The organism is Saccharomonospora glauca K62, assembly GCF_000243395.2.
GTDB classification, from domain to species: Bacteria; Actinomycetota; Actinomycetes; order Mycobacteriales; family Pseudonocardiaceae; genus Saccharomonospora; species Saccharomonospora glauca.
Genome location: NZ_CM001484.1, coordinates 4,462,804 through 4,484,450, shown reverse-complemented (window position 1 = coordinate 4,484,450; position 21,647 = coordinate 4,462,804). Strand labels below are relative to the sequence as shown.

20 protein-coding genes are annotated in these 21,647 nt (G+C 69.2%); 13 read left to right on the top strand and 7 right to left on the bottom strand.

What is annotated here, in order from left to right; all coding sequences use genetic code 11:
• Window positions 1-33: 33 nt before the first annotated feature.
• The 7 genes from SACGLDRAFT_RS21025 (at window position 34) to SACGLDRAFT_RS20995 (ending at window position 7,743) form a co-directional block, all read left to right on the top strand.
• Window positions 34-1,122: an inositol-3-phosphate synthase gene (locus tag SACGLDRAFT_RS21025; RefSeq protein ID WP_005467059.1), complete on the top strand. Its 1,089-nt coding sequence runs from the start codon at window positions 34-36 to the stop codon at window positions 1,120-1,122.
• 152 nt (window positions 1,123-1,274) lie between these two features.
• Window positions 1,275-2,471: an MFS transporter gene (locus SACGLDRAFT_RS21020; protein ID WP_040919400.1), complete on the top strand. Its 1,197-nt coding sequence runs from the start codon at window positions 1,275-1,277 to the stop codon at window positions 2,469-2,471.
• A 126-nt stretch (window positions 2,472-2,597) separates the two neighbouring features.
• Window positions 2,598-4,691: a PhoX family protein gene (locus SACGLDRAFT_RS21015; RefSeq protein ID WP_005467056.1), complete on the top strand. Its 2,094-nt coding sequence runs from the start codon at window positions 2,598-2,600 to the stop codon at window positions 4,689-4,691.
• Between the two features lie 57 nt (window positions 4,692-4,748).
• A complete protein-coding gene (locus SACGLDRAFT_RS21010; protein ID WP_005467055.1) occupies window positions 4,749-5,441 on the top strand; it encodes an SDR family oxidoreductase in 693 nt (230 codons plus the stop codon).
• A 360-nt stretch (window positions 5,442-5,801) separates the two neighbouring features.
• Complete coding sequence (locus SACGLDRAFT_RS21005; RefSeq protein WP_005467054.1) at window positions 5,802-6,161, top strand: GntR family transcriptional regulator; 360 nt, start codon at window positions 5,802-5,804, stop codon at window positions 6,159-6,161.
• A complete protein-coding gene (locus tag SACGLDRAFT_RS21000) occupies window positions 6,158-7,057 on the top strand; it encodes an ABC transporter ATP-binding protein (protein ID WP_005467053.1) in 900 nt (299 codons plus the stop codon). The genes SACGLDRAFT_RS21005 and SACGLDRAFT_RS21000 overlap by 4 nt, the downstream gene beginning before the upstream one ends.
• Entirely contained in the window at window positions 7,057-7,743 is a 687-nt protein-coding gene (locus SACGLDRAFT_RS20995; protein ID WP_005467052.1) for a hypothetical protein, read from the top strand. The genes SACGLDRAFT_RS21000 and SACGLDRAFT_RS20995 overlap by 1 nt, the downstream gene beginning before the upstream one ends.
• 25 nt (window positions 7,744-7,768) lie before the next feature.
• Here SACGLDRAFT_RS20995 and SACGLDRAFT_RS20990 read toward each other — a convergent pair whose 3' ends face one another.
• The 3 genes from SACGLDRAFT_RS20990 to SACGLDRAFT_RS20980 are packed head-to-tail and all read right to left on the bottom strand — an operon-like array spanning window position 7,769 to window position 11,572.
• Window positions 7,769-9,082, bottom strand: coding sequence for an amidohydrolase family protein (locus SACGLDRAFT_RS20990; RefSeq protein WP_040920246.1), 1,314 nt, complete (start codon window positions 9,080-9,082; stop codon window positions 7,769-7,771).
• Window positions 9,083-9,101: 19 nt separating this feature from the next.
• Window positions 9,102-9,752 carry a response regulator gene (locus SACGLDRAFT_RS20985; RefSeq protein ID WP_005467048.1) on the bottom strand — a complete coding sequence of 217 codons (651 nt, stop codon included), beginning with the start codon at window positions 9,750-9,752 and terminating at the stop codon, window positions 9,102-9,104.
• Window positions 9,749-11,572, bottom strand: coding sequence for a sensor histidine kinase (locus tag SACGLDRAFT_RS20980; protein WP_005467047.1), 1,824 nt, complete (start codon window positions 11,570-11,572; stop codon window positions 9,749-9,751). The genes SACGLDRAFT_RS20985 and SACGLDRAFT_RS20980 overlap by 4 nt, the downstream gene beginning before the upstream one ends.
• Before the next feature lie 90 nt (window positions 11,573-11,662).
• Between SACGLDRAFT_RS20980 and SACGLDRAFT_RS20975 the strand changes: the two genes are divergently transcribed.
• Window positions 11,663-12,373 carry an ABC transporter ATP-binding protein gene (locus SACGLDRAFT_RS20975; protein WP_005467046.1) on the top strand — a complete coding sequence of 237 codons (711 nt, stop codon included), beginning with the start codon at window positions 11,663-11,665 and terminating at the stop codon, window positions 12,371-12,373.
• Window positions 12,370-14,598, top strand: coding sequence for an FtsX-like permease family protein (locus tag SACGLDRAFT_RS20970; protein WP_005467045.1), 2,229 nt, complete (start codon window positions 12,370-12,372; stop codon window positions 14,596-14,598). Before SACGLDRAFT_RS20975 ends, SACGLDRAFT_RS20970 begins: the two co-directional genes overlap by 4 nt.
• A 59-nt stretch (window positions 14,599-14,657) precedes the next feature.
• On the opposite strand, the gene trmB is transcribed toward SACGLDRAFT_RS20970, so the two are convergent.
• From trmB to SACGLDRAFT_RS20950, 4 genes are all read right to left on the bottom strand, one after another.
• Entirely contained in the window at window positions 14,658-15,356 is a 699-nt protein-coding gene (gene trmB, locus SACGLDRAFT_RS20965) for a tRNA (guanosine(46)-N7)-methyltransferase TrmB (RefSeq protein WP_005467044.1), read from the bottom strand.
• A 29-nt stretch (window positions 15,357-15,385) separates the two neighbouring features.
• Window positions 15,386-15,913, bottom strand: a complete 528-nt coding sequence (locus SACGLDRAFT_RS20960) for a hypothetical protein (RefSeq protein WP_005467043.1) — start codon at window positions 15,911-15,913, stop codon at window positions 15,386-15,388.
• 182 nt (window positions 15,914-16,095) lie between these two features.
• On the bottom strand, window positions 16,096-16,860 hold the full coding sequence (locus SACGLDRAFT_RS20955) for an ABC transporter permease (RefSeq protein WP_005467042.1): 765 nt from the start codon (window positions 16,858-16,860) through the stop codon (window positions 16,096-16,098).
• Window positions 16,861-16,885: 25 nt separating this feature from the next.
• Complete coding sequence (locus SACGLDRAFT_RS20950) at window positions 16,886-17,833, bottom strand: ABC transporter ATP-binding protein (protein ID WP_005467040.1); 948 nt, start codon at window positions 17,831-17,833, stop codon at window positions 16,886-16,888.
• Window positions 17,834-18,009: 176 nt separating this feature from the next.
• Between SACGLDRAFT_RS20950 and SACGLDRAFT_RS20945 the strand changes: the two genes are divergently transcribed.
• From SACGLDRAFT_RS20945 to SACGLDRAFT_RS20930, 4 genes are read left to right on the top strand one after another with little or no spacing between them, the layout of a single operon-like run.
• A complete protein-coding gene (locus tag SACGLDRAFT_RS20945) occupies window positions 18,010-18,591 on the top strand; it encodes a TetR/AcrR family transcriptional regulator (protein ID WP_005467039.1) in 582 nt (193 codons plus the stop codon).
• Window positions 18,588-19,520 (top strand): SDR family oxidoreductase, encoded by a 933-nt coding sequence (locus tag SACGLDRAFT_RS20940; RefSeq protein ID WP_005467038.1) that lies wholly within the window; start codon window positions 18,588-18,590, stop codon window positions 19,518-19,520. Before SACGLDRAFT_RS20945 ends, SACGLDRAFT_RS20940 begins: the two co-directional genes overlap by 4 nt.
• Before the next feature lie 55 nt (window positions 19,521-19,575).
• Window positions 19,576-21,150, top strand: coding sequence for a dynamin family protein (locus SACGLDRAFT_RS20935; protein ID WP_198283589.1), 1,575 nt, complete (start codon window positions 19,576-19,578; stop codon window positions 21,148-21,150).
• Window positions 21,147-21,638 carry a nucleotide exchange factor GrpE gene (locus SACGLDRAFT_RS20930; RefSeq protein ID WP_005467036.1) on the top strand — a complete coding sequence of 164 codons (492 nt, stop codon included), beginning with the start codon at window positions 21,147-21,149 and terminating at the stop codon, window positions 21,636-21,638. Before SACGLDRAFT_RS20935 ends, SACGLDRAFT_RS20930 begins: the two co-directional genes overlap by 4 nt.
• Window positions 21,639-21,647 lie beyond the last annotated feature (9 nt).

Genomic DNA, 21,647 nt, shown 5'->3' with positions numbered 1-21,647 from the left:
GTACCCAGCAATGACTAGTAAGGAGATACCGGCATGGGCGAGAACCGCCGCGTGAGGGTGGCCATCGTTGGCGTCGGCAACTGCGCGGCGTCGCTTGTTCAGGGGGTCCACTACTACCGGGACACGGACCCGAATTCGCGTGTGCCCGGGCTGATGCACGTGCAGTTCGGTGAGTACCACGTGGGAGACGTGGAGTTCGTCGCGGCCTTCGACGTCGACGCGAAGAAGGTGGGACGGGACCTCTCCGAGGCGATCCTCGCCAGCGAGAACAACACCATCAAGATCTGTGACGTCCCGCCGCTCGGCGTGACGGTGCAGCGCGGGCACACGCTCGACGGCCTCGGCCGGTTCTACCAGGAGACGATCCGGGAGTCGGACGAGGAACCGGTCGACATCGTGGAGGCGTTGCGCGCCGCGGAGGCGGACGTCCTGGTGTCGTACCTGCCCGTGGGGTCCTCGGAGGCGTCGAAGTTCTACGCGCAGGCCGCGATCGACGCGGGCGTGGCGTTCGTCAACGCCATCCCGGTGTTCATCGCGTCCGACCCGGAGTGGGCCGCCAAGTTCGAGAAGGCGGGCGTGCCGATCGTCGGTGACGACATCAAGTCGCAGGTCGGCGCCACCATCACCCACCGGGTGCTGGCGAAGTTGTTCGAGGACCGCGGTGTCCAGCTCGACCGCACCATGCAGCTCAACGTGGGCGGCAACATGGACTTCAAGAACATGAAGGAGCTGGAGCGGCTGGAGTCCAAGAAGATCTCCAAGACGCAGGCCGTCACGTCGCAGATCGAGCGCGACCTCGGCAAGGCGAACGTGCACGTGGGGCCGTCCGACTACGTGCAGTGGCTCGACGACCGCAAGTGGGCCTACGTGCGGCTGGAGGGCCGTGCGTTCGGTGACGTGCCGCTGAACCTCGAGTACAAGCTGGAGGTCTGGGACTCGCCGAACTCGGCGGGCATCATCATCGACGCCGTCCGCGCGGCCAAGATCGCGAAGGACCGCGGTATCGGTGGGCCGCTGCTGTCGGCGTCCTCTTACTTCATGAAGTCGCCGCCGAAGCAGTACGACGACTCGACCGCCCGTGACGCCGTGGAGAGCTTCATCCGGGGTGAGGTGGAGCGCTGAGCGGCGCTCGGTCAGGGCCGAAAGAAGGCCGCTGTCGCCGACAGGCGATGGCGGCCTTCGGTTTTTGTCGAGGTCACCGGCCTTGTGTGACGTGGGTAAACAGCTCCGAGTTTTAGTTAGTATCGCTAAGCAAACTTGTTAACCTGGGGCGAGTGAGTACAGACCATCACCCCAGCTTGTTCTCCGCGATCAAGGGACAGCCCAAACAGGTGTGGATCACCGCGTTCGCGGCTGTCATCGCGTTCATGGGCATCGGTCTCGTCGACCCGATCCTGCTCTCGATCGCCGAGGGGCTGAACGCCACGCCCTCGCAGGTCACCCTGCTGTTTTCGTCATACCTCGGAATCCAGGTGCTCGCGATGCTGGTCACCAGTGCGTCGAGTGCGCGGTTCGGGGCGAAGCGGACGGTGCTCGTCGGGCTCACTCTGATCGTGCTCGCCACACTCGCCTGTGGTTTCGCGGGCAGCATCGAACAACTCATCGGCCTGCGAGCCGTGTGGGGGCTCGGCAACGCGTTCTTCATCGCCACCGCCCTCTCGGTGATCGTCGGCGCGGCAACCGGGGGCCAAGCCGGCGCCATCCTGCTGTACGAGGCTGCGCTCGGTCTCGGGCTCGCCGTCGGTCCCCTGCTCGGCGCGGTGCTCGGTGACATCTCCTGGCGTGGCCCGTTCTTCGGCACGGCCGCGCTCATGGCGATCGCCTTGGTGCTGTGCGCGGCGTTCCTGAAGCGGGACGCGGACGAGCGACGGCCTCGCGTCCGGATCAGCGACCCGCTGCGCGCACTGCGGCATCGTGGGCTGTTGCGGGTGTCGATCGGCTCGGCCTTCTACACGGCGGCCTTCTTCACCGTGCTCGCGTGGCCGCCGTTCGTGCTCGAATGGGGTGCGATCGCGATCGGGTTCGTCTTCTTCGGGTGGGGTGCGTGTGTCGCCGTGGCCGGTGTCGTGCTGGCTCCGCGGTTGGCCGCACGGCTGGGCGAGGTGAACGCCACGGTGGTGTCGGTGCTCGCCTACGCGGTGCTGATGCTGGTGATGCTCGTGCCCGCCAAGCCGGTGCTCGTGGTCGCCATCGTCGCGAGCGGGCTGGTCTCGGGCCTGCTCAACACGTTGTTCACCGGCACGGCGATGTCGATCAGCGAGGCGCCGCGGCCGGTGGCCAGCGCCGGGTACAACTTCTGCCGTTGGCTGGGTGGTGCCGCCGCCGCGACGCTGGTGGGACACATCGCCGAGTGGCTCCACTACGACCACGCGCCCTTCCTCGTCGCCGCGGTGCTGTGTGCGTTGGCGGGTGGGGTGCTCGCGGCGGGCCGGCGCTCGCCGAAACCCACCGTGGCCGTCGAGAACGTGTGACACCTCGGCAGTGGGACAGAAGGTTTAGGCCGTTCGTTTGATGTTCACCGTCAGGCATACCGGGGCTTGCTTTGGGCGCCTAACGTCACCCGAGCTTGCCGCCTGATCGAGTGACATGGAGGCCGTGTGTCCACTGAGCCGAGGCGACTTCTGCCCCTGCTGAGCTCCCATCGTCCTGGCCGTTCGGCCGTCACATGCGAGTACCGCTGTGGTAACGCGTGCGCTCACCCCGCGCCCAACACCTCGGCCAACGGCTACTTCGGTGACGTGGCCAGGAGCGTGCTCTCGCGGCGCGGTGCGTTGAAGGCGACGGCGGTGATGTCGGCGACCGCGGCCGGATTCGCGGCGTTGGCGGGTACGGCCGCGGCCGAACCGGGTGTGCCCGCGGCGCTCGCCGGGCGCGGGCACGGGGGACGGCCCTCCCGGCCCGTGCCCGGAACCGACTTCGAGCCGGTCGCCCCCAACACCGCCGACGCGGTGACGGTGCCCGAGGGCTACGACCACGAGGTGGTGATCCGGTGGGGTGATCCGGTGCTGCCGGGGGCTCCCCGGTTCGACTTCCACAACCAGACCGCCGAGGCCCAGGCCAAGCAGTTCGGGTACAACAACGACTTCGTCGGCCTCGTCCCGCAGGACTCCTCGGGGTGGCGTTACCTCATGGTGGTCAACCACGAGTACACCACCGAGCCGCACATGTTCCCCGCGGGCACCTACGACCCCGACAACCCGACCGAGGAGCAGGTGCGGATCGCGTGGGAGGCGCACGGTCTTTCCGTGGTACAGACCGTTCGTGACCCGCAGGGTGGTCTGAAGGTGGTGCCGAGCCGGTACAACCGACGGATCACGCTCAACACCGAGTTCGAGGTCCGCGGTCCCGCCGCTGGTTCGGACTACCTCAAGACCTCGGCCGACCCGACCGGCCGCAAGGTCTTCGGCACGCAGAACAACTGTGCGGGCGGGGTCACTCCCTGGGGCACGATCCTCTCCGGTGAGGAGAACATCCACCAGTACTTCGCCAACGCCGACGCGGTGACCGACCCGGTGGAGGCCGAGCGGCTCCGGCGCTACGGGTTCCAGGACGGCGAGAGCGGCCGCAAGTGGGAGCGGTTCGACAAGCGCTGGGACATCGCGAAGGAGCCCAACGAGCCCAACCGCTTCGGCTGGGTGGTGGAGATTGATCCCAACGACCCGAACTCGACGCCGATCAAGCACACGGCACTCGGCCGGTTCAAGCACGAGGGTGCCAACATCAAGATCACGAAGGACGGCCGGTTGGCCGTGTACTCCGGCGACGACGAGCGGTTCGAGTACATCTACAAGTTCGTCTCCAACGGCCGTTACAAGCCGGGGCGCAGCGCCCACGCCCGCAGGCACAACTCCCGCCTGCTCGACGACGGCACCCTGTATGTCGCGAAGTTCACCGGCGACAGCCCCGCCGAGGAGATCGACGGTAGCGGCACCCTGCCCTCCGACGGGGAGTTCGACGGTCGGGGCACGTGGATTCCGCTGGCCAGCGGCAACGTCTCCCACGTGCCGGGCATGACCGCCGAGGAGGTCTACGTCTTCACCCGGCTGGCGGCCGACAAGGTCGGCGCGACCAAGATGGATCGCCCCGAGGACATCGAGCCGAACCCGGTCAACGGGCGCGTGTACGCGTCGTTGACCAACAACAGCGACCGGGGAGTGGCGGGCAAGGCCGGGGCCGACGAGGCCAACCCCCGCAACGGCAACCGCAACGGCCAGGTGCTGGAGTGGGAGGAGGACGGCGGCGACGCGGCCGCCACGACGTTCTCGTGGCGGCTGTTGCTGGTGTGCGGGGACCCCGCGGCGGCCGACACCTACTTCGGCGGATTCGACAAGAGCCAGGTCAGCCCGATCTCCTGCCCCGACAACGTGACGTTCGACAGCCACGGCAACCTGTGGATCGCCACGGACGGCAACGCGCTCGGCTCGAACGACGGGTTGTTCGCGGTGCCGGTGGACGGTCCGAACCGCGGCCAGGTCAAGCAGTTCCTGACGGTGCCGATCGGTGCGGAGGCGTGCGGCCCGGTGGTCACCGACGACGTCGTGCTGGTCGCCGTGCAGCATCCCGGCGAGGACGGAACGCCGGAGGACCCGGACTCGCACTGGCCCGACGGCGGTACCTCGCCCGCGCGGCCGGCGATCGTCGCGGTGTGGCGGAAAGGCAAGGGGGGACGTTCGGGACGAATCGGGTTCTGACTCCCTCGACGCCCCTCCGGTGAGGGGTCGGTCGGCCGCCGCGTTTACGGTTGAGCCATGGCTGACCGACCCCTCGCTCTCGTCACCGGTGCCAGCCGCGGTATCGGTGCGGCCGTGGCCGCTGCCCTCGCTCCCACCCACCGCCTGCTGCTCGGTGGCAGGGACGTCGACACGCTGCGAGCGCGGGCGCGGGAGCTGCCCGAGGCAGAGCCGTGGCCGGTGGACCTCACCGACGCCGAGGCGCTGGGGGAGGCCTGTGCGCGGATCGAGTCCCTCGACGTGCTCGTGCACTCGGCCGGTGTCGCGAGGCTCGGTTCGGTGGCGGAGTCCGAGGCCGCCGTGTGGCGGGAGAACCTGGAGGTCAACGTCGTCGCCGTGGCCGAGCTGACGCGGCTTGCGTTGCCCGCGTTGCGGGCCGCCAAGGGCCACGTCGTCTTCGTCAACTCGGGCCAGGGGCTCGCCGTCCGCGCGGGGTGGGGGCCGTACGCGGCGAGCAAGTTCGCCGTCCGTGCCTATGCCGACGCGCTGCGCGCGGAGGAGGAGAGCCACGGCGTTCGGGTCACCAGCGTGTATCCCGGCCGTACCGACACCGAGATGCAGCGGGGCGTGGTGGCCCACGAGGGCGGCGAGTACACGCCCGAGAAGTACCTGCGTCCGGAGTCCGTCGCCGCGGCCGTGGCCGCCGCCGTCACCGCGAGCCCGGACGCGCACCTGACCGAGGTGACGATCAGGCCGAGGCCGGTCCGCTAGGGCCACCCCGGTACTCGGTAACTCGTTCCCCCGCAGTCGCGGGGTTCATGGTTTCCTCGGCGTGGCCCCGGTGCCCGATCCGGGGTGTCATCGACAGGTTTCCCGCCCGGGCTCGTCGGCGTGGCATCGTGTGGTGCGCGTCGGACGAGAGCCGGTGTGACCTGCGGTTTCTCTCCTAGTCGCTTTTTCGTGCCCATGTCCCGGCATGCCGGGGCCCAGCTGTGTTGCCTCGGCTTCCCGCGTCTTTCGCTCCTTCTTTCCGTGCCGCCGTCGCGATACCCGCTTGACGTCTCACTCCATTGGTGGCATGGTTACCTACATGACTAATGAACCAAAGGGGTTCTTCGGGCGGGGAATTTGATGGAAGACGGTCGCCCGCTGTTCCTCCAGATCGCGGAGCAGCTAGAGGACGCGATCATCGACGGCTCTCTGCCGGAGGAAACTCGAGCGCCGTCCACCAACGAGCTCGCCGCGTTTCACCGAATCAACCCCGCGACGGCCGCGAACGGCATCAACAAGCTCGTGGCCGACGGGCTGCTCTACAAGAGGAGGGGGGTCGGAATGTTCGTGACGGCCGGGGCTCGCGAGAAGTTGTTGGCGAGACGCCGCAACGCCTTCGCCGAGAAGTTCATCGCGCCGTTGCTCGCCGAGGCGCGCCGGTTGGGGATGGACGCGGAAGACCTGAAGAAGATGATCGACAACTGGAGGGACGACGCATGAGTGTGGCCAGCCTGCGGGGGGTGACCAAGCGCTACGGCTCCACCACCGCCGTGTCGGACGTCTCCTTCGAGTTGCACGAGAACCGCATCCACGGTCTGCTGGGCAGGAACGGCGCGGGCAAGAGCACGGTGATGCGGATGCTCACCGGGCAGGATGTGCAAAGCGACGGCACCATCGAGGTGTTCGGGGCCAGGCCGTACGAGAACTCCGACGTGTTGCGGAGGGTCTGTTTCATCAAGGAGTCGCAGAAGTACCCGGACATCTTCCGGGTGCGGCACGCGTTCGAGGCGGCCCGCCTCGTCTTCCCCAACTGGGACGACGACTTCGCCGCGGAACTCGTCGATGAGTTCCACCTGCGTACCAACCAGCGGATCAAGAAGCTTTCCCGAGGCCAGCTCTCGGCGGTCGGTGTGATCATCGGATTGGCCGCTCGCGCGCCGCTGACGTTGTTCGACGAGCCGTACCTCGGGCTGGACGCCGTGGCCAGGCAGTTGTTCTACGACCGGTTGCTGGCCGACTACGCGGAGCACCCCCGCACGATCGTGCTCTCCACGCACCTCATCGACGAGGTCGCCGACCTGATCGAGCACGTCGTCGTGATCGACTCCGGGCGCATCCTCATGGACGACAGCGCCGAGACGCTGCGGTCGCAGGCAGTCACGGTGACCGGTCCCACGCAGGCGGTGGAACGGTTCGCGGCGGGCTACACCGAGCTGTACCGGGAACAGCTCGGCGGCATTCTGCGCCTCACCATCCGGGGTTCGGCACCGCCGAGGGAAGCGGAGAACCTCCAGATAGAGCCCGTGTCGCTCCAGCAACTCGTGGTCCGCACGACCCAGAAGGCCGACGGGGAGCGAGCGTTCGTGGGCGCGACGAACGGTAAGGAGGTCCGGTGATGGGACAGCTCGTGCGGGTGGCGAGGATCCAACTCGTCAACGCGTTCTCGGTCCTTGTGCTCCCGTTGATAATCCTGGCCTTCGTGCTGGTGGCCAACCTCCTGGTCGCCGGTCTGGTCGACAACGAGGGCGTGATCGCCGGTGGCCTTCTGTCGCTCTACATCACGATGCTCATCGTCCACCTCCAGACGATGACGCAGATGTTCCCGTTCGCCCTGGGGCTTTCGGTGACGCGGAAGGCGTTCTTCGGTGCCTCGACGCTCGTGGTGGTCGGCCAGGCAGCGGGTTACGGCGTGCTGCTCACGCTGGGCAAGCTCGTGGAGGAGGCGACCGGAGGCTGGGGGCTCGATCTCACGTTCTTCGCGCTGCCGTTTCTGAGCCACGACAACGTGCTGTTGCAGTTCCTCGCCTTCACCGTGCCGCTGGTGACGTTGTCGTTCCTCGGCCTTTGGATCGGCATCGTGTTCAAGCGCTGGAACCAGTGGGGCGTGTGGATTCTGACGGGCGCCTTCGCCGTGGTGGGTCTCGGACTCGTGCTGTTGATCCAGTGGCAGGACTGGTGGGGGGCGTTCGCACGCTTCTTCGCCTCCCAGCCGGCCATCGCGTTGCAGGTGGGCTACCCGGCGGCGATCACGCTGGTGTTCGCCGGTGCCGCCTACCTGACGACGCGCCGAGCCGTCCCCTGACACGGGGGTGTGTGAAACAGGGGGATCAGCGCAGGCGGGCGGCGGCTTCGGCCACGTCCGCCTGCGCTTTCGTGCGGTCGACGCGGGTGCACTCGCCGTCGGCCACCACGGGGTCGCCCGCCACCCACACGTCGGTGACCTTGCGGGAACCCGCCGCCCATACGAGGTTGGCGAGCAGTTGGTCGTCCGGCACGTCCAGTCCCGTGGCGAACGCGGGGTCGTCGACGTCGATGTGCACGAGATCGGCCCACCGACCCGCCTCTAGGGCGCCGATGTCGTCGCGTCCGAGGGCCTCCGCTCCACCGCGGGTGGCCAGCAACAGCGCCTCGCCCGCGCTCAGGGCAGTGGCGTCCTTCGCGGACAGTCGGGCCAGCATGGCGGAAAGCTGTACTTCCTCCCAGAGGTCCAGGTCGTCGTTGCTGGCGGGACCGTCGGTGCCGAGTCCGACGGCCACCGAAGCGGCCCGCAGGTCGGTTAGGCGGGCGACACCGGAGGCCAGCTTGGCGTTCGAACCGGGGCAGTGCGCGACCCCGGCGCCGCTTCGCGCCAGCAGTGCGATGTCGTCGTCGGACAGATGGACGGCGTGCGCCGCGAGCAGCCGCCCTCGAAGCAGCCCCACCTTCTCCAACAGGGCGGGGACGGAGCCGTACTCCGCCCGTTGTGGCGCGTCCTCGTCGGCGGTCTCGGCCACGTGGATCTGCACGAGCGCGTCGCGCGCCGCGGCCGAGGAGGCGACCGCCTCCAAAGCCTCGACGGGCAGTGTGTAGGCCGAGTGCGGGGCATAGGTGAGTTCGACGCGGTCCCCCGGCCCGAAGCGCAGACCGTCGGCGTCGATCCAGCGTTCGGTCTCGGCCAGCATCGTCTGCCAGCGCATTCCGGGGAGGTCGATGATCGGCGATCCGAGCACGACGCGCGCGCCCGTCGCGAGGACGCTCTCCGCCATCTCCTCGGCGTGGAAGTACATCTCCGCGCTGGTGGTGACTCCCCTGCTCAGCATCTCCGCCGACCCGAGGGTCATTCCCACCCGCACGTCCTCGGGCCGTAGCTTCGCCTCCGCGGGCCAGATCACCTCGCGCAGCCAGCGCAGCAGAGGAAGGTCACTGCCCATGCCGCGCAGCAACACCATGGGGCTGTGCGCGTGGGCGTTGATCAGTCCGGGCAGCAGGATGCCCGCGAGCCTGCGGGTCTCGGCCGGGGCTTCGGCTCCGCTCGGTGCCGTCTCGGCGGGACCGCAGTAGGAGATTCTGCCGTGGTCGTCGATGTCGACGATCCCGTCGCGCACCACCGAACAGTCGGGGTCGGCGGGCAGGACGACGGCGGAGCGGAGACGCAGGGCCATACGTCCGAGCATAGGGGGACTACTCGTCCATGATCCCGTTCCGCCACGCCCACGCCGCGATCTCCACGCGGTTGCGGACCCCGAGCTTGTTCTGCACCGAGGCGAGGTGGGTCTTCACGGTGGACAGGGACAGGTACAGCTCGGCGCCGATCTCGCTGTTGGTCAGCCCCCGCGCCGCCGCTCGTACGACGTCGAGCTCGCGTGGCGTCAGCTCCACGGTAGGGGTGGCTCGACTCGACGCGGGGCTGGTGCCGAAGTGCTTCAGCAGTCGTACCGTCACCTGTGGTGACACGAGCGCGTCACCCCGTGCGGCCGCGCGTACGGCCTCGATCAACAGTGCCGGTCCCGCGTCCTTCAGCAGGAACCCGGAGGCCCCGCCCTGCAGCGCCGCATGCACGTACTCGTCGAGGTCGAACGTGGTGACGACGACGACCTTGAGCGGGTCGGCCACGTCGGGCCCCGCGAGTTGCCGGGTTGCTTCGAGGCCGTCGAGCCCCGGCATCCGGATGTCGAGCAGGCACACGTCCGGCCGAAGTTCCCGTGCCTGCCTCACGGCTTCCACCCCGTCGCTGACATCGGCCACGACCTCGATGTCCGACTGCGCCCCGAGGATCATTCGAAAGCCCGCGCGCACCATGTCCTGGTCGTCGGCGATCAGTACCCGGATCACTCGCCGTCCTTTCCGGTTATCGTCAGGGGGAGCCACGCCTCCACGAGCCAGCCGCCTTCCGGGGACGGCCCCGCCGACAACCGGCCGCGCAGGAGGTCGACCCGTTCCCGCATGCCGACCAGACCGTATCCGGAGTCGTCGGACGGCCGTTTCGCTCGGGGCCTCTCCGGGCTTCCGGTGCCGTCGTCGCTGACCCGGATGTGGAGCTCGCCGTCCGTCGTCTCGACGACGACGATCGCCTTGCTCGCGTTCTTGGCGTGCTTGCCGACGTTCGTCAGCGACTCCTGCACCAGGCGCAGCGCCGAGCGCGCCACCTCGGGTGGGAGGTCGCGGGGCACGTCGACGGTGAGTTCGGTGGGAACCCCGTGGTTTCCGGTCTCGACCAGCCGGCGGAGGTCCGCGGCGAGGTCGGTGGTGGCCTGTTCGCTGAACTCGCTGGCACCGGCGGGGGCGTCGCCGCGCATGCTGCGCACCAACCGTCGCATGGCGGTCATCGCGTCGGTGCCCGCGCGCTCGATCTGCGCCAGTGCGTCGGTGACCACGGCGGGATTCTGTTCGGCGAGCATCCGCGCTGCCTGGGCCTGCACCACGATGCCCGTCACGTGATGGGCCACGACGTCGTGCAGCTCCCTCGCCAACGCCATGCGTTCGGCGGTCTGGGCATCACCCACGGCCGTCTCGATGATCCGGTTTCGCTCGGAGTCCCTGGCCTTCAAGTACATGCCGATGGACACGCAGATGCCGAGGACGAGCAGGGCCAGGGCGAACGGCGTCCGTAGGGCGGGGAGGTAGAACGAGTCGTTTAGGGCGGCGACGAAGCCGACGGTGACGGACTGGAGGCCGACCACCCAGGTCGCGCGCATCGTGGGTTCGCGGCGGAAGACCTGTACGACCAGGACCATCCCGCTGACGATCTGACTCGACGTGAGGCCGTACTGGGTGGAGTAGAGCGGCCCGGTGAACTGGTAGAGAACCCCCGAGACTCCGATGAGCGCGCAGTAGTACACCACCGCCTGGGAGGGGAACCGGGATCCCAGCAGGGCGCTTAAGGCCGCCCCGCAGCTGCACAGCAGCACGAGGACGTCCAGGCTCGGTGGCGGCTCGACGTAGGAGAGTTCCACGAACAGCAGGACCGTCAGCAGGGTGACCAGCGGCCACCGGCGGCGCAGGAACGCCACGAGTTCGTTGTGCTCGCGGCTGGGAGCTCGTTCCCTGCGGTTGTAGGCGCCCGCGAGCACGGTCAGGATGAGCAGCGCGGTGCCTCCGAAGGCGGTCGCCAGCAAGTTCTCGGAGCTCCCCCAAAGCCCCGATCGCAGGCCGGAGGAGACGACCGCGGCGAACATCAGCACGACGGTGACGAACACCGCCCGGCACGGACGAAGCTTCGACACCGCGTAGTACACGAGCTGGACTCCCGCCACCGTCTCGCCGAAGGTGATCTTCTCCAGCAGTGCCGTGTACGAGGGAACGCCCACGACGACGGTCAGGGCGGTGGAGGTCAGCAACACAACGGAGCCGGTGAGCCCGGCCGGCAGCGGGTCGCGGTACGACCACACGGCACACGCCGCCAGCGCCACGATCCCCGGAAGCAACAGCAGGTCGATGCCCGTGGGACCTAGTTCGTCCACAGAAGACTTGACAATGATGGAAACGTCGCAGAGCACCGCGGCCAGCAGCACGATGCCGGGAAGCCCGATCTGTCTGAAGTGGGACGCGACGAAGTCGCGGACGGGCTGCATGACGCGTTCGCGGAAGGACCGGGTGGGCACGACACGACGGTAGAGCAGTCGGGGTGTGTCCCAGCGCGGCCATTCGGTCATCTCTGCCTCGGTCGATCGGCCGAGGCAGCGGCCCCGCTTCCGCCCGTTCGCCCGAGGTGGGGAAGGCTCGCCGCGCGGGAGGCTCCCGGTATGCGTTCGGAGACACAGACGATTCAGCCGCTCGGTGGGCAGGGCGGCGCCGGGCCCGTCCTCGTGGGCCGGGGACTGACCAAGACCTACGGTACCCAGCGTGCTCTCGACGGAGCGAACATCCAGATCAACGCGGGAGACGCCGTGGCGATCGTCGGACCGTCGGGGTCGGGCAAGAGCACGCTGCTGCACGTGCTCGCGGGCATCCTGCCCGCCGACTCCGGTGAGGTGTTTCTCGGGGGACGTCGCATCGACCAGCTCGGCGAGGCCCCGCGCAGCGAACTGCGCCGCAAGGAGTTCGGGTTCGTCTTCCAGTCGGGCATGCTCGTGGCCGAGCTGACGGCCCAGGAGAACGCGGCGTTGCCGTTGCTGCTCGGCGGTGCGTCCCGGTCGGAGGCGATGGCCACGGCGCGGGAGTGGCTCGGCAAGCTCGGGCTCGCGGGCGCCGAGGAACGGCTGCCGGGGCAGCTGTCCGGGGGTGAGGCCCAGCGCGTGGCCATCGCGAGGGCGCTCGGACACCGGCCGAGCGTGATCTTCGCGGACGAACCCACCGGGGCGCTCGACACCCGCACCGGGGCGGAGACCATGCAGGCACTGCTCGCCGCGGCCTCCGCCACCAACGCGGCGGTGGTCGTGGTGACCCACGACCGTGACCTCGCCGCGTCGATGCCGCGGATGGTGTCCATGCGTGACGGCAAGGTGCAGTTGTGATCGCGTTCCGTATCGCGCTGCGGGTCTTGCGCCGCGATCGGCGCACGAGAACGTCGGCGATCCTCATGGGGGCGGGGGTCGCGGTCGCCACCGGGTTGATGCTCCTCCTCGTCTCACTGCCGGGAGCCGCGCAGGCCCGCGTCGACCGGGCCGCCTGGCAGGAGTTGGGCGCCGCCGACTTCGTGGAGAACGGCGATGAGGCGGCGATGTCCTTGATGGTCGTCGAGGACCACTACGACGACCGCACGATCACTCGGATCGACGTCGCCGCGCACGGCGACCCTTCCGCGATCGAGCTGCCGCCCGGCGTCGAGCGCTTCCCCGCTCCCGGAGAGGTCCTCATGTCGCCCGCGCTGCGCCGGCTCAGCGGTGACCTGCCCGCATCGGAGCTCGCCGACCGTTTTCCGGGGGAGGTCGTCGGGACACTCGGCACCGAGGCGTTGACGCATCCCGACCAGCTCGCCGTGCTCGTGGGGCACACCCCGAGCGAGCTGGAGAACGTGGCCCTGCCGGTCAACGGCTTCGCCGAGGCGGGCACGGTGTGGAACCCGACCCTGGACCTCCTCGCCGGCGTGGGCGTGGTGGTGCTCATGATCCCGAGTCTCGTGCTGGTGGCCTCCGCCTCCCGGCTCACCGCCGCGCGCCGGGAACAGCGTCTCGCGGCGTTGCGGCTGGCGGGCGCGACACCGCGTCAGGTGGTGGCCGCGGTGGCGGGCGAGAACGCGATCGCCGCGGTCGGGGGCGCGCTGCTGGGCTGGGCCGTGAGCCCGTTGGCCCGCTGGGCGGCGTCCCACGTGGAGTGGGAGGGGGGAACCTGGCAGGCGAGCGACTTCGTCACCTCGCCCGCTCTGACCCTCGCCGTGGTCGTGACGGTTCCGCTGTTGGTGCTGGCGGCCGCCGTCGTCGGGACCTGGCGGGTGGTACGCAGCCCGTGGGGTGCCGCCCGTAGCGAGCGCCCCCGGCGGCCGCACTGGCTCCGGCTGCTGGCGTTGCCCGTCGCCGGGACGGTGTTCTTCGTGCTCCTGCGCAACATGAGCAGCCAGCTCGGACTTTTGCTGTTGCTCGGTGCGATGGGGCTGGTCGTCGCCTCGTGGATAGTCATCGGGCCGTACCTCACGGCGACGTTCGGGGCGTTGTTCTCCCGCGTCTGGCGCAAGCCGTCGATGCTCATGGCGGGGCGCAGGCTGCGGCACGACCCGAAGGGGGCCTTCCGGTCGTCGGCCGGGGTGGTGTTGGCGGTGTTCACCGGGTCGATGGCGCTGACGGTGCTGCCCTCGCTCGAAAGCCTCGCCGGGTCGTCGTCGCCGTTCCGGGACTCGGTGCTGTACGTGTACGCCGACTCCAAGGCCGCCGTGGTGGCCGAGCGCACGGACGCGGCGCTCGCCCGGTACGGCGTCGAGCAGCGCGCCGAACGGATCGCGGCCGTGGAGCTGCGGACCGACGGCGTGGGGCAGGAGGCTTTCGTCGTCGAGTGCGACTCCGCCGCGCGACTGTTCCGGGTCGACATGGGACGGGCCTGTGAGGAACCGGGGATCGCCGTCACGGACTCGCCCGAACTCGTCGAGGGCGTGGCCGTGTCGAACTTCGAGGACCCCGACGTCGACCTCCCGGAGGGCGTTCCGGTCCACGTGATCGACTCCGAGAGCAGCAGGGGCACGATTCCGCCGCTGATCGATCCGTCGGCGTTGCCCGCCGGGCTGGAGACCGAGCCGTCGATCGTCGCGGTGTCCGTCACGCCCGAGACCGCCGATGTCGTCCACACGGCGCTCGCCGGTGCGGCGAGCGGGCTGAAGGTGGAGAGCGTGCCCGCCATGATCGCCTCCCAGCAGGCACAGCTCGACGACCTGCGCCGGGTCACTGTGATCGGCCTCCTGGCCGCCGCGCTGCTGAGCGGCTGCAGCGCCGCGATCACCACCGCGGGCTCGGTGATGGACCGGCGTCGCACCTTCGGCGCGCTCCTGGCGGCGGGCACCCCGGTGCGGTTGCTGGGCAGGGCGTTGCGCACGGAGGCCGCCATGCCCGCGCTCGTGGCGACCGTGGGCGCGGGAGCGACCGGTGTTGTGGTCGGTGGAGGCCTGGCCGGGTTGTTCACCCAGTCGTTGCCCGTGGTGACACCGTGGGTGCTGGCGCCCGTGGTGCTCGGCGCCCTCACCGCCCTGATCGCCGCGTCGGTGTGCGTGCCCGCGCTGAAGCGGGTGAGCAACGAGCCGCTGTCCGACGACTGACGACGCAATGCGGTAACGCGGGGTCGCCTCCGGTGGGGCGGCCCCGCGTCAGGCTCTTCTCACGGCAGCTTCTCGAAGATCAGGTCGCGACTCTCGCGGCCCTCGGTGCGAGCCCGCCGTTCGAACTTCGTCACCGGGCGGAAGTCCGGCCTCGGTGCCCAGCCGTCGTAGCGGTTGCGCAGGGTGGGCTCGGCCGAGCACACCTCCAGCATCTGCTCGGCGTAGTCCTCCCAGTCGGTGGCCAGGTGCAGGGTCGCCCCCGGAGCCATCCGCGACGCCACCAGCGACACGAACGGCGGCTGGATGAGCCTGCGCTTGTGGTGGCGCTTCTTCGGCCACGGGTCGGGGTAGAAGATCCGTACCCCGGACAGCGACTCCGGGGCCACGTGCTCGGTGAGCAGCACGACGGCGTCCCCGTGGAGCAGCCGCAGGTTCTCGACGCCGAGCTGTTCGGCCCGCAGCATGAGCTGACCGAGCCCGGCCTCGTACACCTCCACGGCGACGTAGTTCAGCTCCGGGGCCGCCGCCGCCAACTGCGAGGTGGCCTCGCCCATGCCGGAGCCGATCTCCAACATCACGGGGGCTTCCCGGCCGAACCACTCGGCGAAGTCGATCGGTCCCTCCGGAAGGTCGGTCACCGTCCGGCCCCACAACGGCCACAGGCGTTCCCAGGCCCGCTGTTGACCGACCGTCATCCGTCCGCCGCGTTTGACGTAGCTGACGACGCTACGCAGTCTCGGCTGGTGCTCGCTTCCCACGAGCGCACGATAACCGTGGGGCGTGGTCCTCAGCGCAGCGCCTCGAACTCCTCGACCGAGGCGCGCAGCTCGGTGACGCCCGCCACCATGACCGGCTCCGGGGGCGGACCGTGATGGGCGGGCAGCACGTCGAGCCATCCGGGATGGCGATCGGTCAGCGAGATCGTGGTGGGAAAACGATGTCCCGAAACGGTGCTCTCGGACGGAAGGAATTCCCAGTACCCGGATTCCCCGTCGAGCCCCCACGGTACGTATTCCCACCCCCTTCGGGCCGACAGGAACGCGTGAACCCGGTCCTCGAATCGAAAACCCTCGGCTCGGGAGCGAAGTCTTCCCTCGGCCAGGGCCCGTAACCACCACGGTGAGGGAACGGGACCCGAGCGAGCACACGTCGCCCGGTAAAGTCGCAGCACGTCCGCTTCCGGGGCACGGTGAATCCACGCGTTGCGCCATTCGGCCGGACTCGACGCCGTCGTACGGTGAAAACCTTGTTCGATGGCTTCCGTCCATTCGAGTTCCGCCATCGGTTCGAGATGAAGAAATCGTGTCGCCGTCAAGGGGCACCTCCGGGCTTTTCCTGACGCCGAGGTACCCACTATGGCGTGTGGTCAGCTTCCCCAACCGCATTCAGTGGGTGCTCTCACAGCCATTTTACCAGTAATTAACCCATTGGGCGCACAAAAAGACGGTGGGTGCGAACCCCCGAGTCGCACCCACCGTCGGTATTCCGCTTCCGGTTTCAGGCGTCCCGTTTGTTCGTGGTCATGATCGCCACGGCCAACAACACCACGGCGAAACCCGCGAAGTACGCCAATGCCCAACCGGGAGACAGCGGCGAGGTGGACAACGGCATTCCCATGACGCTGCCTCCGCTGTTGGACTCGCCGTCGCCGGTCAGGAACTTGTGCGCGACGTTGAACGGCAGCCACTCGTAGATGTCGTCACCGATCTCGGGAATGAGCCGCACCATGCTCTCGGCGGCCAGCGTGTAGATCATCAGCAGCGAGATGGCTCCCGCGCTGTGCCGCACCAGCAGGCCCACGGCCACGGCGATCACCGCGGCCACCGCGAACACGACGCCCACCCCGGCGACGTTCACGAAGTCGGCGGTGCTGTCGAGCGCCAGGTCGTACTCCGGCGCCAGCAGCAGCGACAGGCCCCACGACGAGAACGCGGTGAGTTCCCCGATCAGCAGCGCGAGCACCGCCACCACGACGGTCTTGGCCACCAGGACCGCCGTGCGGTTGGGCACCGCCTGGAACGTCGTGCGAATGGTGTTGAAGCGGTACTCGGTGGTCACGGCCAGTGCGCCGAGAACCAGGATCACGGCGAGTCCGAGCTGGTAGCCGTACTGTGTGACGGCCACGGTCACGGGAAAGTCGTCCGTGGCGCTGCCCACCACGAGTGCCGTGAAGGAGCCGACCAGCAGGATGCTGGCCACCGCGCACCACCACGGTGACCGGGTGGAGAGCAGCTTGATGCGTTCGACCGCGAGCAGTGTCATCGTCCTTGCCTCGTCAGTTGGCCGGTCAGGGGGCGGTGGTCAGTTGGCGGGCGGCGTCGTCCGGGTCCGATCCCGCGTCGGCGTGGTACTCGACCGCGTCGCCGGTGATGCGCATGAAGGCTTGTTCGAGCGAACCTCGCTGCGGGGACAGCTCGTGCAGCACCGCGTTGTGCTCGCACGCGATCTCGCCGATGCGCTCGCTGGTCAGGCCGGACACGAGCAGGCCGCCCTCGGTGTCGGTGAGCTCGGCGCCCTCGGTGCGCAATGCCTTGCCGAGCACGTCGAGTTGCGGGCTGCGTACCTTCACGGCCGAGCCGGACGCCCGTGAGACGAACTCCTCGGTGCTGGTCTGCGCGATGAGCTTGCCCTTGCCCACGACCACCAGCTCGGACGCCGTCAGCGCCATCTCCGACAGCAGGTGGCTGGAGACGAACACGGTCCGACCTTCCGCGGCGAGTCGCTGCATGAAGCGGCGGATCCAGAGGATGCCCTCCGGGTCGAGGCCGTTCACCGGTTCGTCGAACAGCAGGACCTCGGGATCGCCCAGCAGTGCGGCGGCGATGCCGAGGCGCTGCGACATCCCGAGCGAGAACCCGCCCGCGCGGCGGTCGGCCACCGAGGTGAGTCCGACGATCTCCAGCACCTCGTCGACTCTGCGGCGAGGGATGCGGTTGGACTTCGCCATCCAGGTCAGATGGGCGCGCGCCGAACGGTTGGGGTGCACCCACTTGGCGTCCAGCAGTGCTCCCACTGTCCGAAGTGGATGGCGAAGTTCCCGGTAGCGCTTGCCGGCGATGCGCACCTGGCCTGACGTGGGCTGGTCGAGTCCGAGGATCATGCGCATGGTCGTGGACTTCCCCGCCCCGTTGGGGCCGAGGAAGCCGGTGACCTTGCCCGGCGAGACGCTGAAGGAGAGGTCGTCGACGGCGAGCGTCTTTCCGTACCGTTTGGTGAGGCCTTCTGCCTCGATCATCAGTCCTCCTTGCTCTCGCCCGTATGCCTCCAGCATGCCCGAGCGATCGCGTCGGGGCGTCCGTGATCACCCTGAGTCGACCCTGAAGTTCTCGGTCCCGCTTCCCGTACGTGTCCGTGACGAGGGCACGGGCACGAGGTTGCCAGAGTTATTGAATGATGGTTCAATAACGGCTCGTGGCCAGACCTCGCACAGTCGACCGGCAACGATTGCTCGACGCCGCCGCGGCGGTCATCGCACAGGAGGGCCCCGGTTTCACCCTGGCCAAGGTCGCCGAGCGAGCCGGTGTCTCGGTCGGTAGCGTGGCCGGACACTTCGGGTCCAAGCACGGTCTGCTGGTGGCGTTGAGCACCAGGGCCACCGAGCGGGTGACCGACCTGCTGCGGGAGGCGGCCGAGGCGGCGTCCACCCCACGGGAGGCGGCCCGCGCGGCGCTCGTGGCGTTGTACTCGGGGCTCGGCGACGCCACCTCGGCGGCCAACCACCTGGCCCAGTTGGGAGTGGACCTGGCCGACCCGGCCCTGCGGGAACTGCTCGCCCGGCACTACGCCGTCGTCGAGGACGCGCTGCGCGACGTGCTCCGTAGAGCCACGGAGGACGCGACGCACCGGAGAGGTCCGGACCCCGACCACGCGGCACGGGTGTTGCTGGCCGTGGCGAACGGCGCCGCGATCGACTGGTCGATCCGGCCTCGTGGCGACCTGGTCACGCGCTTGAACCGAGACATCGACGCGATCACGAGGAGTTGGTGGGAATGACCACGGCGAGCGGTTCGAATGCCGCTCTGGACGGCAAGGTGGCGGTGGTCACCGGCGCGACCAGGGGATGCGGGCGCGCGATCGCGGTCGAGCTCGGGCGTGCGGGCGCCACCGTGTTCGTCGCGGGCCGGAGCACGCGAGGCAACCCCTCCGTGCTGGCCCGGCCCGAGACGATCGAGGAGACCGCCGAACTCGTCACCGCGGCGGGCGGCCGTGGCATCCCCGTGCGGTGCGACTTCACGTCCGTGTCGGACGTCGACGCCCTCGCCGAACACGTGGCCTCCGAGGGAAGCCTCGACATCCTGGTCGACGACGTGTGGGGCGGCGACCGCTACGCCGACCACGTCAGCCCGTACTGGGAGTCGGACCTCGGTGACGTCCTGACGCTCATGCGCAACGGGCTGGACACCCACCTGATCGCGTTGCACCGGCTGTTGCCACTGCTGGTGCGGCGTCCCGGAGGGCTGCTCGTGGAGGTCACCGACGGCGACGACGACACCGTCCACGGCGCGGCGTTGCCGTACTACCTCGTCAAGTGCGGGGTACGGGCGATCGCGAGGGCGATGGCCCCGAAGCTCGCCGAGCACGGGTGCACGGCGTTGGCGGTGACGCCGGGCTTCCTCCGCTCGGAGGCGATGCTCGATCTCTTCGGCGTCACCGAGGACAACTGGCGTGACGCGATCACCGACGAGCGGCCGGAGTTCGCCGTGTCGGAGACGCCGTACTACCTGGCCCGTGGGGTCGCCGCGCTGGTGGCCGACCCCGAGGTCGAACGGTTCGCCGGGCGCACGCTCGCCTCGTGGACCCTGGCGCGCACCTACGGCATCACCGACGTCGACGGCAGCAGGCCGGATTTCGGACGGTACTTCGCCGAGGTCTTCGAGGCCGGTCGTGATCCGCTCACAGTGGACCCCTCGCCTTACCGCTGAGTCGTCCGTCGCGTGACAAGATGCTCTCGTGACACAGGGGGCAGCAGTGAGCGCGATGGAACAGGGCGGCAGGCTCGCGGGGCCGCTGTCGGCGTCGGTGGCCAACCTGTGCCGACGGTTGCAGTCGCAGGTGTCGCCACGAACGGCGGCGGGGTTCGCGCAGGTGTTGCGCCGACTCGGCGCGCCGTTGCAGGTAGCCGTGGCGGGCCGCATCAAGTCGGGGAAGTCCACGCTCGTCAACGCCCTCATCGGACGGAGGGTGGCTCCCACCGACATCGGCGAGTGCACGCGCCTGGTGACGCGTTTCCAGTACGGCACCGTCGACCGCATCGAGGTGGTGTTCAAGGACGGCCGCAAGCAGGTGCTGCCGTTCGCGCCGGACGGCATGATCCCGGCGGAGCTGGGTGTCGACATCGACACCGTCTCGCACATCGAGGCCTACCTCACCAACGCGGCCCTGCAGCACATGACCGTGATCGACACGCCGGGGCTCGGTTCGCTCGACGCCGCGTCGGTCGAGCGCACCGAACACCTGTTGAGCGCCGCGCGGGAGAGCGCGAAGGGAGACGACTCCGACGAGGACTCCGACGTCGGGGAGCTCGACGAGACCTCGCGCAACGCGGTGGCGGGTGCCGAGGCGGTGCTCTACGTGATGACGCAGGGGTTGCGGGCCGACGACGAGCAGGCGCTCGCGGCGTTCACAGCGGCCACGGCCAGCCGGGAGGCGGGCCCGGTCAACGCCATCGCGGTACTGAACAAGGCCGACACGATCGTGGCCGAGACCGTGGAGGGCTCCGACGGAGACGTCTGGCGAGCCGCGACGCTGCTGGCGAAGAAACAGGCCGACATGTTGAAGCCCAGGGTGGCCGACGTGCTGCCCGTCATCGGCCTCATCGCCGAGTCGGCGGAGGCCGGGTTGTTCACCTCGGCCGACGCCGAGGCGCTGCGTCAGCTCGCGGAGCTGGACGACGACGCGCTCGACGTCATGCTGCTGTCGGCGGACATGTTCACCAGCTGGGAGTGTGACGTTCCCGCCGGGGTGCGGGCGCGGCTGTTGGAGAAGCTCGACCTCTACGGCATCCGGCGCGCGGTCGAGGCGGTACGTGAGCAACCCGACATCACCGCGGGCGCGCTGCGCCGACTGTTGCTCGACGCCTCCGGGCTCGCGGCCGTGCGGGCGAGGTTGAACACGGTGTTCGCCGCGCGGGCGGACGGCATCAAGGCCGCGGCGGCGCTGGCCTCGGTCACGGCGTTGGCCCACGCGGCGGGTGACGCGGCGGAACGACAGCGGGTGCACGACGCCATCGAGGTGTTGCTCGCCAAGCCGGAGGCGCATCAGTTGCGTGTGCTGGAGGCGTTGACGCTGGTGACGTCGGGGGCCGTGGAGATGCCCGAGGACCTCGTGGAGGAAGTGCTGCGGGTGGGCAGCAACGCCGACATCGCGGCGCAGCTCGGCAAGCCCGGCGGGTCCCCGGCCGAGCTGGCGACGTATGCGTTGGAGCGGGCCGGCTGGTGGCGTTCGTTCGCCTCGTTCGGCGCGACACCGGCGCAGAGCCGCGTCGCGCACGTGGTCCACCGGGCCTACTTCCTGATCTGGCAACAACTGAAGGCTTCCGGGGAGGCCCGGTGAGCGCCGACACGACGGCCCACGGCGATGGTTCGCACGTCCCGGCCGACCCACTCGACGAGGACACCCCCACGGGGCGCATCCCGCTTCCCGCGCACCGTTGCTCCGACAGCGGGACATCGGGAACCATGCCACGGCCCGTCGCGTCGAAGTCCGGCGTGGAACCCGTGGGAGTAACTTCCGCGCCGATCGACCACGAACAGGCGCTCGCTGATCGTCATGCCCTCATCCAGCTCTGCCTCTACGCGATGGACCGGGCCCGCAGCGGCGGGGTCGCCGAACGCATCGAGCAGGGGCTCGCCGGCGTCGGAGTTCATGCCATGCGACCCGACGGCCAGCGTTTCGACCCTTCCGTGCACGAGGCGGGAGGTGCCGTGCCGACCGACGACGCGGCCCTCGAAGGCACCGTCGCGGAGACGGAGGTGGTGGGTTTCGTCGATCATGACCGGCTGCTGAGAGCGCCGGTCGTCACCGTGTACACGCGGCGCTGACGGTTTCGC